The sequence below is a fragment of the Virgibacillus profundi genome, from assembly GCF_002287375.1.
Classification (GTDB): Bacteria; Bacillota; Bacilli; order Bacillales; family Amphibacillaceae; genus Virgibacillus_K; species Virgibacillus_K profundi.
In genome coordinates this window covers 89,905-111,906 of the sequence record NZ_NPOA01000001.1, presented here as the reverse complement: position 1 = coordinate 111,906, position 22,002 = coordinate 89,905, and the positions used below count along the sequence as shown (strand labels likewise).

Annotated in this window: 16 protein-coding genes; 11 read left to right on the top strand and 5 right to left on the bottom strand. The window is 39.7% G+C overall.

Going from position 1 to position 22,002, the window contains the following annotated elements; translation table 11 throughout:
* Positions 1–7: 7 nt before the first annotated feature.
* The 5 genes from CIL05_RS00475 (at position 8) to CIL05_RS00455 (ending at position 5,980) form a co-directional block, all read left to right on the top strand.
* Positions 8–883, top strand: a complete 876-nt coding sequence (locus tag CIL05_RS00475) for a carbohydrate ABC transporter permease (RefSeq protein WP_095653541.1) — start codon at positions 8–10, stop codon at positions 881–883.
* 24 nt (positions 884–907) lie between these two features.
* Positions 908–2,602, top strand: a complete 1,695-nt coding sequence (locus tag CIL05_RS00470) for a type 2 periplasmic-binding domain-containing protein (RefSeq protein WP_095653540.1) — start codon at positions 908–910, stop codon at positions 2,600–2,602.
* 146 nt (positions 2,603–2,748) lie between these two features.
* Positions 2,749–4,107, top strand: coding sequence for a sialidase family protein (locus tag CIL05_RS00465; protein ID WP_095653539.1), 1,359 nt, complete (start codon positions 2,749–2,751; stop codon positions 4,105–4,107).
* Between the two features lie 94 nt (positions 4,108–4,201).
* On the top strand, positions 4,202–5,251 hold the full coding sequence (locus tag CIL05_RS00460; protein ID WP_095653538.1) for a sialidase family protein: 1,050 nt from the start codon (positions 4,202–4,204) through the stop codon (positions 5,249–5,251).
* An 87-nt stretch (positions 5,252–5,338) separates the two neighbouring features.
* Positions 5,339–5,980: a YesL family protein gene (locus CIL05_RS00455; RefSeq protein WP_095653537.1), complete on the top strand. Its 642-nt coding sequence runs from the start codon at positions 5,339–5,341 to the stop codon at positions 5,978–5,980.
* Positions 5,981–6,088: 108 nt separating this feature from the next.
* Here the strand turns inward: CIL05_RS00455 and CIL05_RS00450 are convergent, their stop codons facing one another.
* From CIL05_RS00450 to CIL05_RS23010, 5 genes are read right to left on the bottom strand one after another with little or no spacing between them, the layout of a single operon-like run.
* Positions 6,089–7,126, bottom strand: a complete 1,038-nt coding sequence (locus CIL05_RS00450; protein ID WP_338066909.1) for an aldose epimerase family protein — start codon at positions 7,124–7,126, stop codon at positions 6,089–6,091.
* Between the two features lie 9 nt (positions 7,127–7,135).
* Positions 7,136–8,614: a UDP-glucose--hexose-1-phosphate uridylyltransferase gene (gene galT, locus CIL05_RS00445; protein ID WP_095653535.1), complete on the bottom strand. Its 1,479-nt coding sequence runs from the start codon at positions 8,612–8,614 to the stop codon at positions 7,136–7,138.
* Positions 8,611–9,615: a UDP-glucose 4-epimerase GalE gene (gene galE / locus CIL05_RS00440; protein ID WP_095653534.1), complete on the bottom strand. Its 1,005-nt coding sequence runs from the start codon at positions 9,613–9,615 to the stop codon at positions 8,611–8,613. The genes galT and galE overlap by 4 nt, the downstream gene beginning before the upstream one ends.
* Positions 9,612–10,796 (bottom strand): galactokinase, encoded by a 1,185-nt coding sequence (locus CIL05_RS00435; protein ID WP_095653533.1) that lies wholly within the window; start codon positions 10,794–10,796, stop codon positions 9,612–9,614. The genes galE and CIL05_RS00435 overlap by 4 nt, the downstream gene beginning before the upstream one ends.
* A gap of 34 nt (positions 10,797–10,830) precedes the next feature.
* Positions 10,831–11,034 carry a hypothetical protein gene (locus CIL05_RS23010; protein WP_100662721.1) on the bottom strand — a complete coding sequence of 68 codons (204 nt, stop codon included), beginning with the start codon at positions 11,032–11,034 and terminating at the stop codon, positions 10,831–10,833.
* Between the two features lie 711 nt (positions 11,035–11,745).
* Between CIL05_RS23010 and CIL05_RS00430 the strand changes: the two genes are divergently transcribed.
* From CIL05_RS00430 to CIL05_RS00400, 6 genes are all read left to right on the top strand, one after another.
* Positions 11,746–12,747 carry an ABC transporter permease gene (locus CIL05_RS00430; RefSeq protein ID WP_095653532.1) on the top strand — a complete coding sequence of 334 codons (1,002 nt, stop codon included), beginning with the start codon at positions 11,746–11,748 and terminating at the stop codon, positions 12,745–12,747.
* 12 nt (positions 12,748–12,759) lie between these two features.
* A complete protein-coding gene (locus CIL05_RS00425; protein ID WP_095653531.1) occupies positions 12,760–13,671 on the top strand; it encodes a carbohydrate ABC transporter permease in 912 nt (303 codons plus the stop codon).
* 461 nt (positions 13,672–14,132) lie between these two features.
* Positions 14,133–14,750: a YesL family protein gene (locus CIL05_RS00415; protein WP_095653529.1), complete on the top strand. Its 618-nt coding sequence runs from the start codon at positions 14,133–14,135 to the stop codon at positions 14,748–14,750.
* An 87-nt stretch (positions 14,751–14,837) separates the two neighbouring features.
* Positions 14,838–17,939 (top strand): beta-galactosidase, LacZ type, encoded by a 3,102-nt coding sequence (gene lacZ, locus CIL05_RS00410; RefSeq protein ID WP_095653528.1) that lies wholly within the window; start codon positions 14,838–14,840, stop codon positions 17,937–17,939.
* A gap of 371 nt (positions 17,940–18,310) precedes the next feature.
* A complete protein-coding gene (locus tag CIL05_RS00405) occupies positions 18,311–19,933 on the top strand; it encodes an extracellular solute-binding protein (protein WP_095653527.1) in 1,623 nt (540 codons plus the stop codon).
* A gap of 308 nt (positions 19,934–20,241) precedes the next feature.
* On the top strand, positions 20,242–21,861 hold the full coding sequence (locus CIL05_RS00400; protein ID WP_095653526.1) for an extracellular solute-binding protein: 1,620 nt from the start codon (positions 20,242–20,244) through the stop codon (positions 21,859–21,861).
* Positions 21,862–22,002: the final 141 nt, after the last annotated feature.

The following is a 22,002-nucleotide window of genomic DNA, read 5'->3' as shown; positions in this document are numbered from 1 at the left end:
GTAAGAAATGAATTCACGTAAATTTTCCCTATTTGATTTTTTTAACATCACATTCATTACGTTATTTTCCATTGTAGTATTATATCCTTTCTGGCAAACTTTAGTGCTTTCTTTTTCAGATGCGGAGCAAGCATCAAACCTTGGATTGAATTTATGGCCGGAACAATGGGTAACATCCGCTTATGAATTCATCTTTTCGTACGGAGATATCGGGGTGGCCTATCTAAATACAATATTCCGAACAGTAGTTGGTACTGCATTAATAGTTACATTGACAGTGCTTGCTGCCTACCCATTATCGAGAAAGGATCTACCCTATCGGAATACGATTACAATTCTATTTCTGATTGCAATGTTTTTCTCAGGGGGAATGATTCCTGATTATTTATTGGTAAAGAATCTTGGATTGCTGGATAGTAGATTTGCATTGATTATTCCGACCGCTGTAAACGTCTTTTATATTATTATCATGCGGAATTACTTCATGACAATTGATAAAGGGATTGAAGAATCTGCGGTTATGGATGGGGCGAATCACCTTACGATATTAATGAAAATAATCGTTCCACTTTCCAAACCAGTTATTGTTACGATTGCACTTTGGGCAGCGGTTTTCCATTGGAATGAATGGTTCCATGCGATGATTTATATACAGGATGACTCTAAAGTAGTCCTGCAAACAATCGTCCGGGACATGCTTGTTGATGTAAATCCATCACAGGAAGCCCAAGTCTCAGGTGCTGGTATGGGGGATACACAACTGCTGTTAAGTAATGTACGGGCAGCAACTGTAATGGTCTCCATTGGACCAATTGTTCTAGTTTATCCATTTGCACAAAAGTATTTTATTCGCGGTATTATGATCGGGTCATTGAAAGGATAATAAATTGATAAAGGAGAGAATGCTATGGGAAAAAGTAAAAAATCTTTATCGTTGGTGCTTTTAACTATACTGCTGACGATAGGTATTGTCGGTTGCAGTAGTGATGAAGAGGCTAGTAAGGAAGTTAATATGGAGGAATTACCTGATGTAGAGGATTATTCGGAAAAGCTCACGTTGCATTTGTCGGGCTCTTTTACACAAGGTGAAATAGAAGATGACAATTGGGTACAGAAAAAACTGGAAGAAATGTTTAATGTAGAAATTGTAAACACAAAATTAAATACATGGAATGCTGATGAAACCTCTCTGGCAGTTGCTTCAGGGGATGTGCCAGATACGTTTTCTTTTACATCGGGAACGCTTACGGCACAGGAAATGTACGATGGTGGAGTTACAAGAACAATTCCTAAGGAAATGATAAAAAAGTATGCACCACGTTATTCAGAAATGCTTGATGAGAATCAACCAGGCTGGGATTTAAATTTACTTTCTGGTTCAAATGAGGAATATATCCAATTAACTGGCTTGCAATCCCATACTAAGGGGATACTTTGGGCGCCTACATTTCGCTTAGATTGGCTGGAAGAGCTGGGGATAGAACCTCCAGGAGAAATCAAACCTGTAGGACCGGATGGTGGGTTAGAACGTATTTACTTTACGGATGAAGCTTACTCACTAGAAGAAGTGGAAGAAATTTTGAAAGCATTTACTTTTGATGATCCAGATGGAAACGGAAAAGATGATACGTATGGATTATTACCATATAATAATCAGCTTCACTGGATGACAACAATAATGGGTGCACATGGGGTAGCCCCAGGATATAACTTGATGGAAGATGATAAATTAAAATCAGCTGAAATCTCCAATAAGTATAAAGAAGGATTGAAGCTGTTAGCAAAATGGTATGACATGGGGATAGTTGATCCGGAGTGGACAACACTAGATGTTGAAAAAGCATGGGAGAAATATAAGATTGGAAAGACAGGTTACTTTACTGCACAACGTTCGTATGTAGCTATGGAGGACTGGACAAAACTACGTGCACCGCAAAATTTAATTCTTTCTGATCCAGATGCGAAACTTTTAGTTACAGCACCTGAAATAGGACCAGATGGTCAGCAAGGTGAGGGTTCTTGGATGCCGGTAACTCTACTAGGGGATGGTTTCCAAATTGCTAAAGATGTTACAGATATAGAGCTTGCTAGAATCCTGCAAATATTTGATTATATTAACCATGATGATGAAGCAAGATGGACCTTATACGGTGAAGTTGGAGAACATTCAGAGTGGCAAGGTACTCCTGAGGAATCCGCAATTCTAGTGAAAGAGGAATACCCAGCGGAAGAAGGAGATATGGGCTTTTGGGCATATAACTTTAGAACATACCCAGGTGAAAGATTAAAATGGCTGACTTCAGAGTATACATTTAACTTAATGGAACAATTTTTTGCTAAACCCGAAGTAGTCGAGGAAATGGCAATACGGCCATATAGATATGATCTATTTGAAGAAACTAAAGGGCTCGAACTTGAAAAGAGATATAGTGGTCAATTAGATACAATTGTTGATGAGTTCCGTATGAGGGCTATCGTTGGGGAAATAGATGTTGACAAAGAATGGGATAGTTACGTTGAGAATTGGTTAAATAATGGCGGACAAGAAATACTTGATGAATTGGAGAAGGCTCCAAAAGTATCTGACTTATTAGCTGAATAGAAGAAGTTTAACAGGGAGAATGATAGCAATGAAATAGTAAGACTTTGCCAGATTTCTCCCTTTTAAAAGATAATAACGTGATAGGATCTCTTTATTTTCTAGTTTTCCATTATATTTCTATAATTTAAAAGAATAGGAGTTTTATTTTGAATAATAAATTAGATGCTAAAAATACTATCACTAAACCAGAACCTTTATTTTACCCAGACCTGGCAGATTCGAAGGCTTATCGTATTCCATCCATGATCACAACATTAAAAGGAACCATTATTGCTGGGATCGATGCGAGAATTGTTGATTCGCGGGATAATCCGAATGAAATTGATACAACCATCCGAAGAAGTACAGATAATGGGGAAACATGGGGTTCCGTTCAGAAGCTGGTTTCCTATCCAGGAAACGGGTTGGACGGAGCTGCTGCAATTGATACAGCATTGCTTCAGGACGGGGAGACTGGTGTTATTTGGATGGTTTTTTGCCATACACCAGGTGGAGTCGGATTATGGAATAGTGAGGCAGGAGTAGGATTTGATCAGGATGGCAGAAAAATATTATTTGATGCTGAGAATAATCAATATAGCTTAGGTGAGACTGGAAATGTTTATAAGGATGGAACCATTGAAACATCCTTTACAGTTGATGAAGAAGGTTATGTATTTAAAGATAATGTTCCCTGTGGAAATATCTATTTTAAAAAGGGCATAGTTGAAAATGAAAGTATGCTGGAATCCAGAACTTCATTCTTGCAAATTATTAAAAGTGAAGATGATGGCTTAACATGGTCAGAACCAGTGGATTTAAATGTACAAGTAAAAGAATCCTGGATGAAATTTATTGGTTCAGGACCAGGAAGAGGCATCCAAATAAAGGAAGGTAAATATAAGGGCAGATTGGTTCTACCAATTTACTTTTCAAATGAACATTCCAAAATGTCCTGTGCGGTGATATATAGTGATGATCATGGCGAAACATGGGCACGAGGCAGCTCGCCAAATGATGGGCGTGAATTTAATGGAAAGCTACTTTCGGCCGAAAAGACAGCTGAAGATAATAGCGATTTAACAGAATCCCAAGTAATTGAACTGCCTGGAGGAGAACTTCGGGTGTATATGAGAAATCACTCTGGAAAACAGAGAACAGCTGTGGCAACAAGTACAAATGGTGGAGAAACATGGACGGATTTATATTATGATAATGAACTCATAGATCCAACATGTCAATCTACAATTATAAAATATCCCGAACTAGAAGACAGAAAGACAAGGTTAGTTTTTGTTAATCCGGCTGATCCGAAGCACCGTAAGAATGGTACAGTCCGTCTAAGTGAAGATGGTGGGAAAAGCTGGCCTTATTCAAAACAGATTGATTCAGGTTCATTTATCTATTCCTGCCTAACGGTATTGGATAATGGTGAAATTGCCCTTTTATATGAGAGTGACTTGGATGAAAATTATACGATCACAGTTAACTTTTTGAAATTTACGCTCGGATGGATTAAATCGTGAGGGATTATAGACTGAAGGTCATAATTGGATGAAGTAATATTTTATACTTATTTAAGCGATAGATTAATAGACTCAAAATTGGGAGTGTGCTTAATTGGATATCACGAAACATACAGTAAGCAGGGATGATCATATATACGAAGCCTTCCCCGCAATTGTAAAAACAGAAAAAGAACGTTTAATCAGTGTGTTTTTGGAGTGCAATAGCCATACTGACCGAAGCTATACACGCATTGTTTACACAAAAAGTGATGATCGCGGAAGAACTTGGGGTAAAAAGATTCCACTTACAGAAGGAACCGGGGATAAAGATTACTTCTATGATTGTCCCAGTATTACAAGATTAAAAGATAATCGATTAGTAATGGTAATTAATAAAATTCCAGAAAATGAAGATACAAAGCAAGGCTACTTCCATGAGGCAACGAATGAATTGTATATCGGTGACGCGAAAGGTGATGAATGGGGAGAGCCAATAGAAACACCAGTTGTAGGAATTGTTCCAGATACATTGTGTGAACTGGAATCCGGGAGATGGCTGCTGTCAACCCACCGAAAAAGTAAGGATCATGGCTGTCTTGAACAGATGGTCTGGTACACAGATAATCAAGGTAAAGACTGGACTGGCCCAATTACCTTGGCTAGTGAAAAAGGGTTGAATCTGTGTGAAGTGTCTATTTTAGCTCTACCTGATCAAACTCTGGTTGCATTTTTACGAGAAAACTCAGGTGAAGGCTGGGACTGTTATAAAGCGATTTCCAAAGATCAGGGTGAGACGTGGGAGGGGCTGTATCGTACACCAATTCCCGGATGTCATAGACCTGTAGCCAGAATGCTGCAAAGTGGAAAAATCATGCTAACTTATCGCCTTTATGCTGGTGGAACAACTGGTTATGGTACAACGCAAAATTTATTTGCCGCCTGGATGGATGCAGGAACAGCAGTAGAGACAGACCGCAAGAAGCAATATGTACGAATATTACCGATTGATTACGATAGATCATCTATTGCTGATAATGGATATTCCGGCTGGGTTCAATTTGATGATGGTGAACTATATGTTGTCCAGCACATTTCAGATGAGGCACCAAAGTGCCAAATTCGCGGATATAGTTTCACGGAAGATGTATTTATCTCGCATTAACGAGCTAGAAAGACAAATTGCTTGTAAATGGACGAAAAGACTATAATCAGTGCACCATGATTGAAGGTTCAATAAGGGGGGATTCCAATGACTGAAACAGGCATTTTTAGTAGTGATAGTAAATTAATGCAATTTATGGAATGGCTAACGAGACTGGTACATGTTCAGCTAATCTGGATATTATTTTGTTTGGTTGGGTTAGTTATTGGTGGTTTGTTTCCGGCAACAATAGGGATGTTCGCAATTATTCGCAAACAAATACGAGGGGAACATGATTTTCCAGTATTTAAAACATTTCTGAATCTATTCAAAAGTGCTTTTGTAAAAGCGAATTTATTGGGCTGGGGAATGGTTCTGCTTGGTGTAAGTATTTATTATTATTTGCAACTATTCGGTCAATTGGGCGGTGTTGCATCTATTGCTTTAGTTGCCATTGTATTTACATTGGCCCTATTATACTTAATGACAATGCTATTTATCATTCCGGTTTACGTTCACTTTGATGTGAGCGTTCCAGAGGTTGTGAAACATGCTGGAATCATTGCAGTGTCACATCCATTACATGTACTGCTCATGGTAGCTGCCTATATTGCTTTTTGGTTTGGGATGTCATGGTTTCCAGTGCTTTTACCGTTCATAGGTTTTAGTATGCTGGCCTATTTTTTAATGAGAATAGCATATGCAGCATTTACAAGTGTGGAAAAGAAAATGAGCAGACAGGCGTCTTAAAGGATTGGTTACAATCAAAATAAAAAGCTAAACAATAATTTTATTGTTTAGCTTTTTAAATTTGACTATTTTTCGCTATTCCCAGGAAATAAAAACAAAATTCTACATTTAATTTTCCGCATCAAATGTAAAAATTGTTTGTTTCTTATAGGTTTCGCCAGCTTTCAACAGCACTCCCGGAAATCCCTTATGATTTAATGAAGCAGGTGACCCTTGGGTTTCAAAGCAAACACCGAGATAGGGCTTTGATGTACCTTCTGCAAGTTCGATTCCCGTGTCAAGGGTATTGGATGTATACATAACCATACCAGGCAGATCTGTTTGGATGGTCAGGACACGTCCGGAGTTTTCCTCCACGACAACCACATTGTTTTCATTTCTATTTCCAAAAATAAAGTAATGATCATAGCCATTTCCAACAATTTTATTTTGGTTCGTTTGATCGTTAAGCCCATCCGATAGCAAGCGTCCTTCTCGAAAATCAAATGGACTATCCTGGACATCAATTGAATTTCCGGTAGGGATCAGTTCCTTATCAAGTTCCACAAATCGCTCACTGTTGATTGTCAGAAAATGATTGTGAACTGTATCCTTCAGATCCCCGCTTAAATTAAAATAGGAATGGTTTGTCAGAGCGATAGCAGTCGTCTTATCAGTTGTGGCAGCATAATCAATTATAAACTGATTATCATTATTCAATGTATAGGTGACTTCCACTTCAATGTTTCCGGGATAACCACCTTCACCTTCAGGGCTATTATGACTCAATTTAACCCCTGCAGCAGTTTGGCTTTCAAAAGGCTGTCCATCCCAGATAACCTGGTTAAATCCATTTGTGCCGCCATGCAACTGGTGTTCTCCTTCATTTTTATCCAGTTTATGCTGCTCACCATTCGATTCAAACGTTGCATTCTGAATTCTTCCTGCAACCCTGCCGATGAGTGCACCAAAATAATCAGGATTTTTCTCATATTCTGCATAATCCTTAAACCCAAGCACAATATTTTCAATTCTTCCATCCCGATCAGGTGTCCGGATTTCAGTGATAATTCCACCATAGTTAAGGAAACTTACAGACATTCCTTCCTCATTTGTAATCGTATATTGCTTCCATTTATTCAGTTCCTTTGTTTCCACTTGCATCATTTTCACCACCTATTGATTTAATGTTTCGATAAAGCGTTCAAATGCAGCCTGTACCTTTAAAACACCGGCATCTTCAAGAACCCTTATGAATTTACTGCCTAATGCTCTTTGTAAAATATTCTCAGCTTCACTGGACTGAGAGACAAAGCCATATTCATTCTTTAATTGTTCAGCCCAATCCTTATGATAATCAGCCACATTAGCAGGCTGACCAAGGAAATACTTCTCAATTTCTACAAGTTCATCCTTCAATCTTGCGGGAAGAACTGCAAGTCCCATAACTTCGATTAAACCAATATTTTCCTTCTTAATATGATGAACATCTGCATGTGGGTGGAAAATTCCCAATGGATGCTCATCCGATGTCCGATTATTTCTGAGCACAAGATCCAGTTCATATTGACCATCCCGCATCCGGGCGATGGGGGTAATCGTATTATGTGGTGTATCTCCGGAAAATGCCTGGACATCAGCGGCAGGATCTGTATACTTTCTCCATGTCTGCAGAATATGATCGGCTGTCTCAACCAGTTCATCCATATGCGGGCTATTCAGCCGAATCACAGATAGTGGCCAGTTTAAAACAGCTGCAGAAACATTGGAGAATCCTTCAAGTGAAAATTCAAAAGACTCTTCGGCATTGGTCATTGCAAATTCATAATGTCCTGCTTGAAAGTGCTCATGGGTCAGGATGGATCCACCAACAATAGGCAGATCCGCATTGGAACCAATAAAATAATGTGGGAACTTTTCAACAAAAGTGAGCAATTGATCAAACGTTTGTTTAACAATTTTCATGTCCCGATGTTCCTCGGACAGCAAAATACTGTGCTCATTATAATAAACATAAGGGGAGTACTGCAGATACCAATTCTCACCATGCAAAGGCACGGGAATAATCCGATGATTGGCGCGTGCCGGATGTCCGGTTCTTCCAGCATAGCCTTCATTTTCCACACAAAGAAGACATTTCGGATAATGCAGCTGCTGCTGTTGTTCACGCTCCCGCTTGATTTGTTCTGGGTCCTTTTCGGGCTTGGAAAGATTAATGGTAATATCCAGAGCGCCATAGTTGGTGTCAGCCTTAAATTGTATATTTTTTTGGATACGGTTCATCTGAATATAATTGCTGTTTTTGCTTAAATTGTAAAAGTAATTTGTTGCTGCCTCAGGGGATTGCTCATATTTTTCATAAAAAGCTTTCGTTACTGCTGATGGGCGGGGCACAAAGCAATTCATAATAGATGCAGATAAAATTTCCTTTTCATCAAGAACATTTTCGATCACGTCATCCTCTATGGCAAAGTCGATAAGTTTTTCAAGCAGATTTGGAATGGTATCTTCCGTAGACTTTCCAGACTCCTCCGGAAAAGTTTCTAGCTTCAGAAGACACATCACCTGATTCCGAGTGTAAATCTCATCTGATTGTTCAATTAGTTCTGCTTCTATTGCCTGTTGAATCAAACTTGAAATATGCTGATAAATCATCCGTTATCTACATCCTTCCCGTAGCCATCAGGGTGATCGGAATGCCAGTTCCACGCATCTGTCATGATTTTTCGGATAGAGGTACGTTCTGGTTTCCAACCCAGAATTTCCCCAGCCTTTTCGGAGCTGGCAATGAGTGTGCTTGGATCTCCCGCACGGCGCTCACCTGTTTTCGCTGGAATATCCTTGCCTGTCACCTCACGTGCAGCTTCAATCATTTCTTTTACGGAAAAGCCCTGGTTGCTGCCAAGATTGAATACATCACTGCTTCCGCCATTTTGCAAATAATCGAGTGCAAGCAGATGTGCCTGAATTAAATCTTCAACATGGATATAATCACGGATACAGGTTCCATCCGGTGTATCATAATCCTCGCCAAAAATGGTGATATGCTCACGCTGCCCAAGTGCTGTCTGCAAAATAATTGGAACGAGATGGGTTTCCGGGTGATGATCTTCACCGATTTCAGCAGTTTCCCTTGCACCGGCAACATTAAAATAGCGGAGCGAAACATATTTCACATCATGTGCCAGAGCGGTCCATTTCATTAGTTTTTCCATGGTTAATTTAGTTTCACCATAGGTATTCTTAGTGGTTGTGGCCATTTCTTCTGTGATGGGAATAGCTTCAGGCTCTCCATATACTGCTGCAGTGGAAGAAAAGACAATTTGATTGACGCCAAATTCCACCATTGCTTTCAGCAGCACCTGCGTTCCATAAACATTGTTGTCAAAATACTTGAGCGGTTTTTCCATCGATTCACCAACAAGCGAATTTGCAGCAAAATGAAGTACGGCATCAATGGATTCTTGCTCGAACACATTTCTTAAAAATTCAATATTCCGAATATCTCCCTGATAAAATACTGCCTCGGGATGAATTGCTTTCCTGTGACCATTTTCCAAATTATCAATGACGACAGCCTGTTTGCCCTGATCAATTAACTGATAGACAGCATGGGAGCCGATATATCCGGCTCCACCCAAAACGAGAATACTCATTTTAGCACTCCTTCCGTTATTTGTTTGGCTCCATCTCCAATTTCTGCAGTGTAAAAAATTGGTTCATGGCCGATTTTCTCCAAATAGATACGGTTTACGTTTTCCTTAAATGTATTTACTTTATCTTTATCTACGATTGCAATGGCACAGCCGCCGAATCCCGCGCCGGTCATTCGGGCACCTAGCACACCATCCTGTTCCCAGGCCGCATAGACAATGGTATCAAGCTCCTTGCCAGTAACTTCATAATCCTGCATTAATGAAATATGGGATTCATTCATGAGTTTTCCAAATGACGTTAAATCATCCTGTTTCAGCTTTTCAAGTGCTTTGATTGTACGTGCATTTTCATAAACAGCATGCTTTGCCCGCTTCTGGTGGACAGGATTGGTAATTAATTGTTTATTTTTCTCGAATTCTTCCACTGTTAATTCAGAGAGGTTATTGATTGGAAGTTCGGCCTGTAAATCCTTCAATGCCTGTTCACACTGATAACGGCGTTCATTGTATTTGGAGCCTGCCAATGTGCGCTGCTTATTCGTATTGATAATGATAATTTTATAATTTCCTAGTTTAATTGGAGCATATTCATAATCCAGTGTTTCGCAGTTTAATAGAATGGCATGCTCTTTTTTTCCTTTACCAACAGCAAATTGATCCATAATGCCACTATTGATACCAAGGTATTCGTTTTCCACCTTCTGGCCGAGCTTGATAAGGTCCATCCGGTCAATATCAAAATTATAAAGCCCTTCCAGCAGAACTCCGGTTACGATTTCTATCGAAGCAGAAGAGGAGAGGCCAGCACTGTTAGGGATATTTCCATAAAATAAAATATCTGCACCTGTCTCGACAGAATACCCTGCTTCCTGAATAAATTGAATCATTCCCTTTGGATAATTTGCCCAATTGTGCTGGTCGTCATAGTCCAGATTGGTAAGATCGCATTCGATAATGCCGTTTTTAGGGAAATTAACTGAGTAAAGCCTTAGAAGCTGATCGGATCGCTTTCGCCCAAGTGCATAAGTCCCAAATGAGATGGAAGCCGGAAACACATGTCCGCCATTGTAGTCCGTGTGCTCCCCGATTAAATTGATTCGTCCTGGTGCAAAGAAAACACCTGGGCAATCGCTTACATCGAAAACTGATTGAAATTTGTTGATTAATTCCGATTGGTTCATAATTACCTCCTGAATTTTTTGTTTATTAATTGTATTAGAAAATTGAATAATTGCTTCTGTAAGTGTTCTTAATTGATTTAAAATGCGACGTAGTGAAAATCATTTGCAAACGCTGATTGAGAGCAAGAATTCGCTCTGGAAATATACTACGCTTTCCGCGGGCGGCTGGTGAGCCTCCTCGTGCTACGCACTGCGGGGTCTCACCTATGCCTTTCCTCCCGCAGGAGTCTTCGTAAATTTCCTCCGCTGGGATTCCGGTTACTGCTGATGAATTGCATTAGTAATCAATATTCAAAACATTGAACCACTCACCAGTTCGGGTGAGCGAAGGGCGGTGACTCCTGCGGGAACAGCACGTGTCTGAAGACCCCGCAGAGTGGTTTTCTCGAGGAGGCTGAAGCCGTGCCCGCGGAAAGCATCCGCCCGGAGCGATCCCGTACGGCGATTATAGCAAATACCTTTAGCAGAAAATAATTACGTCATCTCTTATATCTTTAGTGATAGTAAAAAAATAACAACTAGTTTATTAATTAACTTAATTAAGTTTACTACGAATTTATTTATTAATCAATACTATTTTTGTTGGAATTATGAAAAAGTTTAATTTTATTGCTTTGTTAGTGATTTACAGAATAAAAAGTCGGCTACCGCGAAAAAAGTAATATTCTGTCATTGACATTCTGAAAAAACGTGTATATTATAATAATTAATTAATTTAACTAAGATTTAAAATTTCCATGCAGCTTTTTTATAATTCACATGAAAGCGGATTCAAGTCAAATGCGGAAAAATAGATTGCTGGAGGTGATTGCAAGATCATTTTAGAAGGTGGTTGTATAAGCTTAAAATTTTGAAAATAAACTATTTTGGTAAAACGAGGGATGAAAAACTGAATGCAGGGATGAAATTGTTCTTCTATTCATTTTTGGTATTCAAAAGGAGGCAGAGTATGGGAGTTCGACAGGAGAAAGTGGAAGAATTTGTTCCATTGGATGATAAGAAGAAGGCTTTAAAGAAACCGGATAAACCAAAAAAGCCAAAGACTAAATTTAAGGATTTTAAAAAGAATTTCAGCCAAAATTGGCAGTTATATGCTTTCCTTTTGCCGGCATTGAGTTTCTTTTTTATACTTCACTATATTCCCATGTATGGGGTGCAAATTGCGTTTAAGGATTTCTTTGCAACAATGGGGATTTGGGGCAGTCCGTGGATAGGCTTCGATCACTTTGAACGATTTTTCGATTCCTATTATTTCTTTCGGATATTAAAGAACACATTAATTTTGAATATATATGAACTGGCATTGTTTCCACTTCCTATTATATTCGCACTTATGCTTAATGAGCTTAAAAACGGCCCATTTAAAAAATGGTCACAGACGCTTACATATGCGCCGCATTTTATTTCAGTAGTTGTTCTGGTAGGGATGATTCTTGCATTCTTGGATCCGATTACTGGGTTAGTGAACAACGCAATCGTTTGGGTGGGCGGAGAATCTGTACCATTTCTTACTGACCCGGACTGGTTCCGTCATATATTTGTCTGGTCGGGACAATGGCAGGCGCTCGGTTGGGGTACGATTATTTACCTGGCTGCTTTGGCAGGGGTTAATCCCGAGCTTCATGAAGCAGCGAAAGTGGATGGAGCATCAAGAATACAGCGGATTATGCATATTAATATTCCGTCCATCCTTCCTACTGTAGTTGTATTGTTCATTCTGAATATCGGAAACTTTATGGCTATCGGTTTTGAAAAAGTTTTACTTTTGCAGAACTCTTTAAACTCAGAGACATCTGACATCATCGCAACATTTGTATATGAAACAGGTCTCTTGGAAGGGCAGTACAGTTTTGCTTCAGCAATCGGTTTGTTCGAATCTGCGCTGAACATAATTTTACTTGTTACTGTGAACTGGATTGCAAGAAAAACAAGTGAGAATAGCTTATGGTAAGGGAGGATCAACATGAAAAAATTTGGTTTGTCAGATAAGGCATTCGATATCATAAACAAGATACTTGTCGCGATTATTACTATTGTTATATTATATCCGCTGATTTTTGTCGTCAGTGCATCCATCAGTGATCCAAGTGCGGTCAGTACTGGAAGGATGTGGCTGTGGCCGGTTGATATCACATTTGATGGCTTTAAGCTCGTGCTTGAAAATGACGCAATCTGGCTTGGTTACAGAAACACTATTTTCTATACCATTGTCGGTACAACCCTTCATTTGTTGGTCTTGCTGCCGTGCGCTTATGCACTGTCGCGAAAGGAACTGAAAGGGAAAGTGCTCATCATGTGGTTCATTCTCTTCACAATGCTATTTAATGGTGGAATGATCCCAACATACCTTGTCGTTAAAGGACTAGGAATGCTTGATACAATGTGGGCGATCGTCATTCCGGGACTTGTTGGGGCATGGTCGGTTCTAGTTGCAAGAGCATTCTTCCAGCAAAGTATTCCGGATCAGCTAGTAGAGGCATCGAAAATTGATGGTGCATCCGACTTTAAGATATTTATTAGGGTCGTATTGCCACTATCCATGCCGATTATCGCTGTTATGGCATTATTCCATGCCGTTGGTTTATGGAATCAGTATTTCTCAGCACTGATTTATTTATCAGATGAGAATTTATATCCATTACAGTTGATACTTCGAGAAATCTTGATTGTCAATGAAGCAAGTGCCAGTGCTGGTGGTGGAGGCGGTGCAGGTGGACCAGCTGGATCTGCAGGTTCATTTGTGGAACAGGTCAAGCTTGCTGCACAGGTGAAATATGCGGTAATCATCATTTCTACGCTGCCGCTGCTTATTATCTACCCGTTCTTGCAAAGATTCTTTGTTAAAGGTGTTTTAATCGGATCAGTTAAAGAGTAATTAATAAAAGTTTTATTTTAGAAAACTTGGCGTTTGCCAAGATTTTGGGCAAATGCTCATAGCTTGCACTTATGCAGTAGGGAAGTATTTTATACTTTCCTAACTGCCAAAAAAGAATTTCATCTTGGTGTAGTTGAGAGAAGTCGGCTAAAAGTTGAGACATAGCACTGTGAAGTTGAGAGAAGCTTGTTAAAAGTTGAGAGAATGTACTGTAAAGTTGAGAGACATCCAGCATAAACCTGATTCTCTCTCAACTTTCTATGGTTTTCTCTCAACTTCAACCGATAATATCTCAACTAAGCGACATTATCTCTCAACATCACCCAAAAATCTCTCAAACTAGCGCTATTATTTTCCAGCTTGTATTTCTATCAGCCAGCAATCAGGATGTCTGATGGAAGTATTGCTGTGGAACAAGTAGAAAGTATAAAAGAAAAAACTACCAATCAGGAGGAGTCATCATGCAAGGTATAGCAAACGGATTTTATCGTATTATGGAATGGGTTACGAGATTTGCCTATGTAAATCTGTTGTGGGTTGCATTTACTTTACTTGGATTGGTGTTATTTGGATTCATGCCGGCAACTACGGCAATGTTTGGGGTTGTACGAAAATGGGTGAGAGGCGAGGAAGATGCACCCATTTTCCCAACCTTTTGGAAAGTATATCGTGATGAATTTTTAAGATCGAATGTAATTGGAATTATATTATTTGGGGTAGGTTATTTGCTGACAATTGAATTTCAGATCCTCAGAACACAGGTGTCAACTGCTTATTATATAGCAAGTTTTGGGGTGATCGCACAAGCAATTCTATATGCGATTATAGTGGCCTACTTCTTTCCAATCTTTGTTCATTTTAAGCTGAAATTCACACAGTATTTTAAATGGCCTTTCGTTGTTGGAATAATGCACCCGATTTTAACTATATTTCTATTGATTGCAGTGGCAGCACTGAATTTAGTTACATTTAAAGTCATGCCCGGACTGCTGTTTTTCTTTGGGGGCAGTGTGACAGCATTCATTTTAATGTGGGGAGCATCACTGACATTCGCTAAATTTGAAAAGGCAGAGGCTTGACTGATAGAAAAAGGCTTCTAGCAAAATTCCCAAAATTTAGAGCGATTTATATGAAATGAAAAATTAATTAAAGGAGATAGATAGAATATGAGTATACCAGACTGGAAATCTCTGGATGTTCTGCAGAGAAACCGGGAAAAAAGCCGTTCTTACTTTATTCCATATCCAAATGAATCGAGTGCGTTGTCTTATGAACGAGGGAATTCTGATCGATTTAAGCTTTTGAATGGGAAATGGAAATTTAATTATGCAGAAAATCCGGAAACAGCACCTGCTGATTTTTATAAGGAAGACTATGACACTAGTAATTGGGACCTAATTGAGGTTCCGCATCACTGGCAGCTACAGGGCTATGACAAACCGCATTATACCAATGTGAATTACCCATTTCCAGTAGATCCGCCACATGTGCCAACAGAAAACCCTACTGGATCCTATCAGAGGGATTTTTATATTCCGGAGGACTGGCAGGAGGAAGAAATTTATTTAGGCTTTGAAGGTGTAGACAACTGCTTCCATCTTTGGGTAAATGGTGTGGAAGTAGGCTTTAGTAAGGGCAGTAGGGTACCTGCAGAATTTAATATTACAAAGTTGATCCATCCAGGGGAAAATCGTCTGGCAGTTCGTGTATATAAATGGTCTGATTCTACTTACATTGAAGATCAGGATATGTGGTGGCTAAGTGGTATTTTCCGTGATGTTTACTTAATTGCAAGACCGAATGTACATATAAGGGATATTTTTATCCGAACAGATTTAGATGAGAATTATGAGAATGCTTTATTGAAAATGGATGTGGAAGTCTCAGGAGAAATTGCGGGGGACCAGAAAGTGGAGTATCAGCTGCTGGATCACCTCAAAAAGCCAGTAGAAGAAATTGCAGGGAGAGAAGCCCTCTCCACAGATGGACTTCTGACAATTGAAGCGCCTGTCACAAATCCAAAGAAATGGTCAGCAGAGTCTCCATATCTGTATCATGTTTTATTAAAACTAACGGATGAAAAAGGTAATATTTCCGAAGTTATTGCACAAAAGGTCGGTTTTCGATCAGTGGAGCTAAAAGGTGGACTTGTGCTTATCAATGGTGAGGCTATCAAATTTAAAGGAGTCAACCGCCATGATAACCATCCTGATTTTGGACGAGCAGTGCCATATGAAAATATGGTTGAAGATATTAAGCTGATCAAACAAGGTAACTTTAATGCAGTGAGATCAGCACATTATCCGAATGAATCCAGATTTTATGATATCTGTGATGAAATTGGGCTTTATGTTATTGACGAGGCTGACCTGGAAACCCATGGCTTTGAAACAATTGGAGATATTAACCGGCTCAGCAACGATCCAGAGTGGCAGGCAGCCTATGTTGACAGAATGGAGCGAATGGTCGATCGCGATAAAAATCATCCATCCATTGTGATATGGTCCCTCGGAAATGAGTCAGGTAATGGGATAAATCAGGAGGCCATGGCAAATTGGGCAATGGAAAGAGATCCAACAAGACTCATCCACCATGAAGGGGAAAGCAGGGAACATTTCAGGGCTGGAGAACATGATAAGGATTCTGTCTTTTCCCATGTGAATGCAACCATGTACACGGATATACCAATACTGGATAAAATCGGTGAATACACACACCTGACAAGACCGCATATTCTCAGTGAATATGCCCATGCGATGGGAAATGGTCCGGGAAGTTTAAAGGAATATTGGGAAACCTTTTATAAACACAAACGGCTCCAGGGCGGATTTGTCTGGGAATGGGCGGATCATGGTCTGCGTCAATTTACCGAGAATGGCGAAGCGTATTTTGCTTATGGTGGTGATTTTGGGGATCAGCCGAATGACTATAACTTTGTCATTGATGGGCTTGTTTCACCAGACCGTACACCATCACCGGGCTATTATGAACATAAAAAGGCAGTGGAGCCAGTTAAGGTCGAGGCAGCAGATTTAAAAGCTGGGAAAATTACGGTGACAAATCGCTATGATTTCATTCCACTTGATCATTTAACATTAGCTTGGAACATTGAAGCAAATGGCCAGATTATTCAAAGTGGCAAGTATTCACTTGATGGGATTAAGGAAGGCACTTCAGAGGAATTAACGATTCCATACGAGTTGCCAGAGAGACTGGAGCCAAATACGGATTACTGGTTGAATATAGCATTTCTTTTAGCTGAAGATACGAACTGGGCCAAGGCAGGGTTTGAAGTAGCTTGGGCACAATTTGAACTCCCACAGAAGCGGAGTGAGCAAATTTTTCATTCCAAGGTTCACCCTATTTCCGTAAAGGAAGATTCTTCACTTACAATCGAGGGAGTAAATTTTGAAATAGCCTTCAATAAAGTAACTGGACAAATGGAAGCATGGAAATACGAAGGTGAAGATCTGATTAAAGGTGGGCCGAAGCTTGAATTTTGGCGAGCTATGACGAACAATGACCACCGCTCTGCAGGAATGTGGAAGCAGCATGGGGTTCACTGGCTTCAGCACAGAATTGATAAAGTGGAATGGCAGCTTGCCGAAGATAAGAAATCCGTAACTGTTGAAGTACAGGGAAGAATTGCCCCACCAATGATTGCATGGGGAATTGAGGTTAAACAAAGCTATAAAATTTCCGGAAATGGTGAGGTTTCTGTAAGTGTAAATGGAAAACCTACTGATAATGCACCAGAAACGCTGCCTCGAATTGGTCTTGGGCTAACGCTTCCTGAAAAGCTGGATCAGGTTACCTGGTATGGCCGAGGCACAGGCGAGTCCTATGCGGATACCAAAATTGCCAATCGCTTCGGTGTTTATCGAAAAACAGTGGATGAATTATTTACAAATTATATTTTCCCACAGGAGAATGGAAACCGGACAGATACGAAATGGGCAGCGATTACCAATAAGCGCGGTGCAGGCATATTCGTATCCGGCTCTGAGAATTTTGACTTCAGTGCACATCACTATACGGTTGAGAATTTGGATGAAGCTCAGCATACCTATGAGCTGGAGAAAAAAGAAGAAGTTTATCTGCATTTGGATTATAAGCAGCATGGCATCGGGTCAGCAAGCTGTGGACCGGATGTACAGGAAGAATACAAGCTGAAAACGGAAGACTTTACTTTTGATTTTCATTTAGTACCATTTTCAGACGGCCCAGTATCAGCGGTTGAGCTTGGGAAACGTAGTTTGGGTGAGTAGAGTATGATGTGAGATAGTGTTTTGGGCGGGAATGTGCTGCTCGTGTTGTAGATTGAAAGAGGGTAGCGCTAACATGGGAGACTGCCGCACGAACTTGAGAGATAACAGTGGAAAGTTGAGAAAGGGTAGCGCTAACTTGAGAGACAACTAAGTAAAGTTGAGAGACAACGTGGTAAAACCCGCCTATCTCTCAACTTCGGAAGAGTATCTCTCAACTCCAGGAGGCTCTCTCTCAAGTCCAACCCACTATCTCAACTTCAGAAACTCTTAGACATTACAAGCGTGATAGACCAGTTACAAATTATAAAATCCAGCAAGAAACCAAATAGAATAAAAAACACAAAAACCAGACAGATAGAAGGGGTGAGCTGATGAAACTAAAAAAGTTACTATTAATGACGATGATTATATTGGTAACGATATTAGCAGCATGTAGTGATAATGATTCTGCTGGAAATGCAGAATCAAGTGAGGCAGCGAAGGAAAATTTGAATGATGAGCAGTTTCCAATTGTTAAAGAGGAAATTACACTTGATATCTTTGCTGGAAAAACGGCACCATCGAATGATGACTGGAATGATGTCATGATTTTCAATGAATATGAAGACATGACGAATATTGATGTCAATTGGGAAATGGTCCCGTTAAACTCACTGGAAGAAAAAAGGAATCTTGCTCTTGCAAGTGGAACACTCCCAGATGCTTTTCATAGTACCTGGATGCCAACATCGGATATTTTAAAATATGGTGAACAGGGTGTATTTATCTCATTAAACGATTTGATTGAGGAACATGCACCAAATCTGAAAAAATTCTTGGAGGAAAATCCGGATATTAAAAAAGGAATCACGTTCCCGGATGGCAATATCTATTCCTTACCTACCATCTTTGAGCCTGAGTTTATTTCCATGCGCATGGGTGCAAAGCCTTGGATCAACCAGGAGTGGCTGGATGCGCTTGGAATGGATATGCCGCAGACAACAGAGGAATTTTATGATTATTTAAAAGCAGTAAAAGAAGAGGATCCGAATGGAAACGGGGAAGCTGATGAAATTCCACTCGGTGGACCACATACTGGCTGGCTGATAGATTATTTGAAAGGATCCTTTGGTGTTGGGAACAGAGGCCCATCCACAGGATATATCGATGCAGAACCCGGGAGTGATGAGCTTAGATTCTGGCCGCTTTCCGATGGTTATAAGCAAATGCTGGAGTATATGAACAAACTTTATTCAGAAGGTCTTCTCGAACAGAATATCTTTACAATGGAAATGAGTCAGTACCTGGCCAATGCTACGGAAGGTCTGTATGGTGCGACCAACTGGTTTAGCCCTGTCGATATTTTTGGGAAAGAGGCTGGTGGAGCCTTCACTGGAATCCCTGCATTGGAAGGACCTGATGGGGACAAACAGTTCTCCCGTTTTATATCACCAATCACAAACGTGGGATCATTTATAATTACCAATGAAAATGAAAATCCGGCAGCGACCATTCGCTGGATCGATCATTTCTACGGGGAAGAAGGTATGAAATTATTCTTCATGGGAATTGAAGGTGAGACATTTGAAGAAACGGAAGATGGCGAATATGTATATATGGACCACATTACGGAAAGTGATGAGGGTTTGACTTTCGAACAAGAGGCAGCTAAATACCTAACATGGTTTGGTGGTGGCTATCCAAGCATGACGACTGAACAATTCTTTAATGGTGCAGAAAGTTCAGAGCAATCATTGGCAGCAGCTGAAACACTAAATCCGAATTTAATAGAGGAAACATGGCCTGCATTCATTTTCACAAATGAAGAGAACCGGGTATTATCAAGTATTGGAACCGACATTACAAAATATGTCGGAGAAATGCAGGATAAATTTATTACTGGTGACGTTCCTTTATCTGAATGGGATAATTATGTGGAAACGCTTAAGAGCATGGGATTTGAAGAATATATGGGCGTACAGCAGGCAGCATATGAGAGATATCTGGAAAATTAATAAGTAGAAATTAAAAGCTCCAATCCGTGGGGGATTACCTTGTGGATTGGAGCTTTTATTTTTTGAACATAGTTTGTAAAATTGTATTTTAGTATAAAATTTATAAACAGTAATATTATTTTAATATTTTAATAGAAAAGTAGGAGTTAATATGTTAAAATAGTGTAAATAGTAAATAAAATGCAAGCGTATACAAAACGGTGATATTTTCTGGAGAAAAGGAGGTGACTTAAATAGATTTAAATTACACATAGGTTTGAATAGATTTTAGTAAAATAGAGGGGTTTTTAAATTAGGGAGGTATACCATTGAAAATCAGAAAATTATTACTTTTTATCATTATCGCAGTTATGATGCTGCTCGTTGCTTGCAGTGATGAGGATGCAGCTGGAGAAACAAATGAAGAAGAGAGTAAAAAGAATCTGGATAATGTTAATGAATCAGGGTTTCCTATCGTTGATGAACAAATCAAACTGGACTTCTTTGCTGGAACATCAGCAACAACCAATGCATCCGACTGGAATGATATCCTGATTTGGAACACATACAAGGAAATGTCGAATGTTGATGTCAACTGGAACACAGTAACACCTGATGCCCTGGAGGAAAAAAGAAACCTTGCACTGGCGAGTGGGGATCTTCCAGATGTCTTCTATGCTGCACAGCTTCCAGTGACAGATGTATATAAATACGGGGAGCAGGGCGTTTTTATTCCACTCAATGATTTAATTGAGGAACACGCACCAAATCTGCAAAAGCTGTTAGAAGAATATCCAGATATTAAAAAGGCGTTAACCTTCCCGGATGGAAACGTTTACTCATTTCCGTATATCTTTTCACCAGAGTTTACATCACTTCGGGTAGGCTCGATGCTTTGGATCAATAAAGAGTGGGTTGATACACTGGGAATGGAAATGCCTGAGACAACAGAGGAATATTATCAATACCTTAAAGCAGTTAAAACAGAGGATCCGAATGGAAATGGGGAAGCAGATGAAATTCCATATGGTGGTCATGTAATTGACCATTTAACTCAATCCTTGTATGGATCCTTTGGAATAGGCAACAAAGGCGGCGGTTGGATAGATGAGGATCCAGAGACAGGCGATGTGCGTTTGCATGCGATTACAGATGGATATAAGCAGATGCTGGAATATCTTCATAAATTGTATTCAGAGGGGTTAATTGAGCAGAATATCTTCTCAATTGAACATAGTCAGTACCTTGCGAATGGTGCAGAAGGAAAGTATGGCAGTACGGTCTTTTATACGCCACCACAATTATTCGGAGAGGCCGGAGAAAATTTTGAAAGCACGATAGCTCTAAAGGGTCCAAATGGTGACCAGATGTTTTCCAAAGTAACACATCCACTAGCAACAATGGGCGGATTTTCCATCACAAACGTGAATGAGAACCCGGTTGCAACCGTGAAATGGATGGACTATTTTTATAGTAATGAAGGTGCAAAGCTATATTATATGGGTGTCGAAGGAGAGACCTATGAAGAAACCGAAGATGGGCCTGTATATATGGATCATATTACGGATAGTGCTGAAGGTTTAACAAGGGAACAGGAAATGACTAAATATCTTACATGGGTTGGAGTAAGTGCCCCGGGAATTATCAGACAGGAATATTTCGGTGGTTCGGAAAGTTCACCGGAAGCTGTAGCTGCAGGTGAAAAGATAGAGCCTTATATTGTCGATGAACTTTGGAGTAACTTTACGTATACTGCAGAAGAGAATAAGGTATTAAATTCAGTTGGAACAGATATTGAAAAATATCTTGCAGAAATGAGAGATAAATTTATTACTGGTGATGCCCCATTATCAGAATGGGATAATTATGTGGAAACAATTAAACAGATGGGTCTTGATGAATATTTAGAAGTTCAGCAAGCGGCTATGGAGAGATATAGAAGCGAATAATAATAGGTTTTAAAAAGAGGGCAGCTGGTATTTCAGCTGCCCTTTTTCTAATGCAAAATAGCTTTGCCCAATCAATCTAGACGGGTTTTCTGATTTATGCTAAAATAACATAAATTTCATTAGGGTATTTACTAAAGTGTT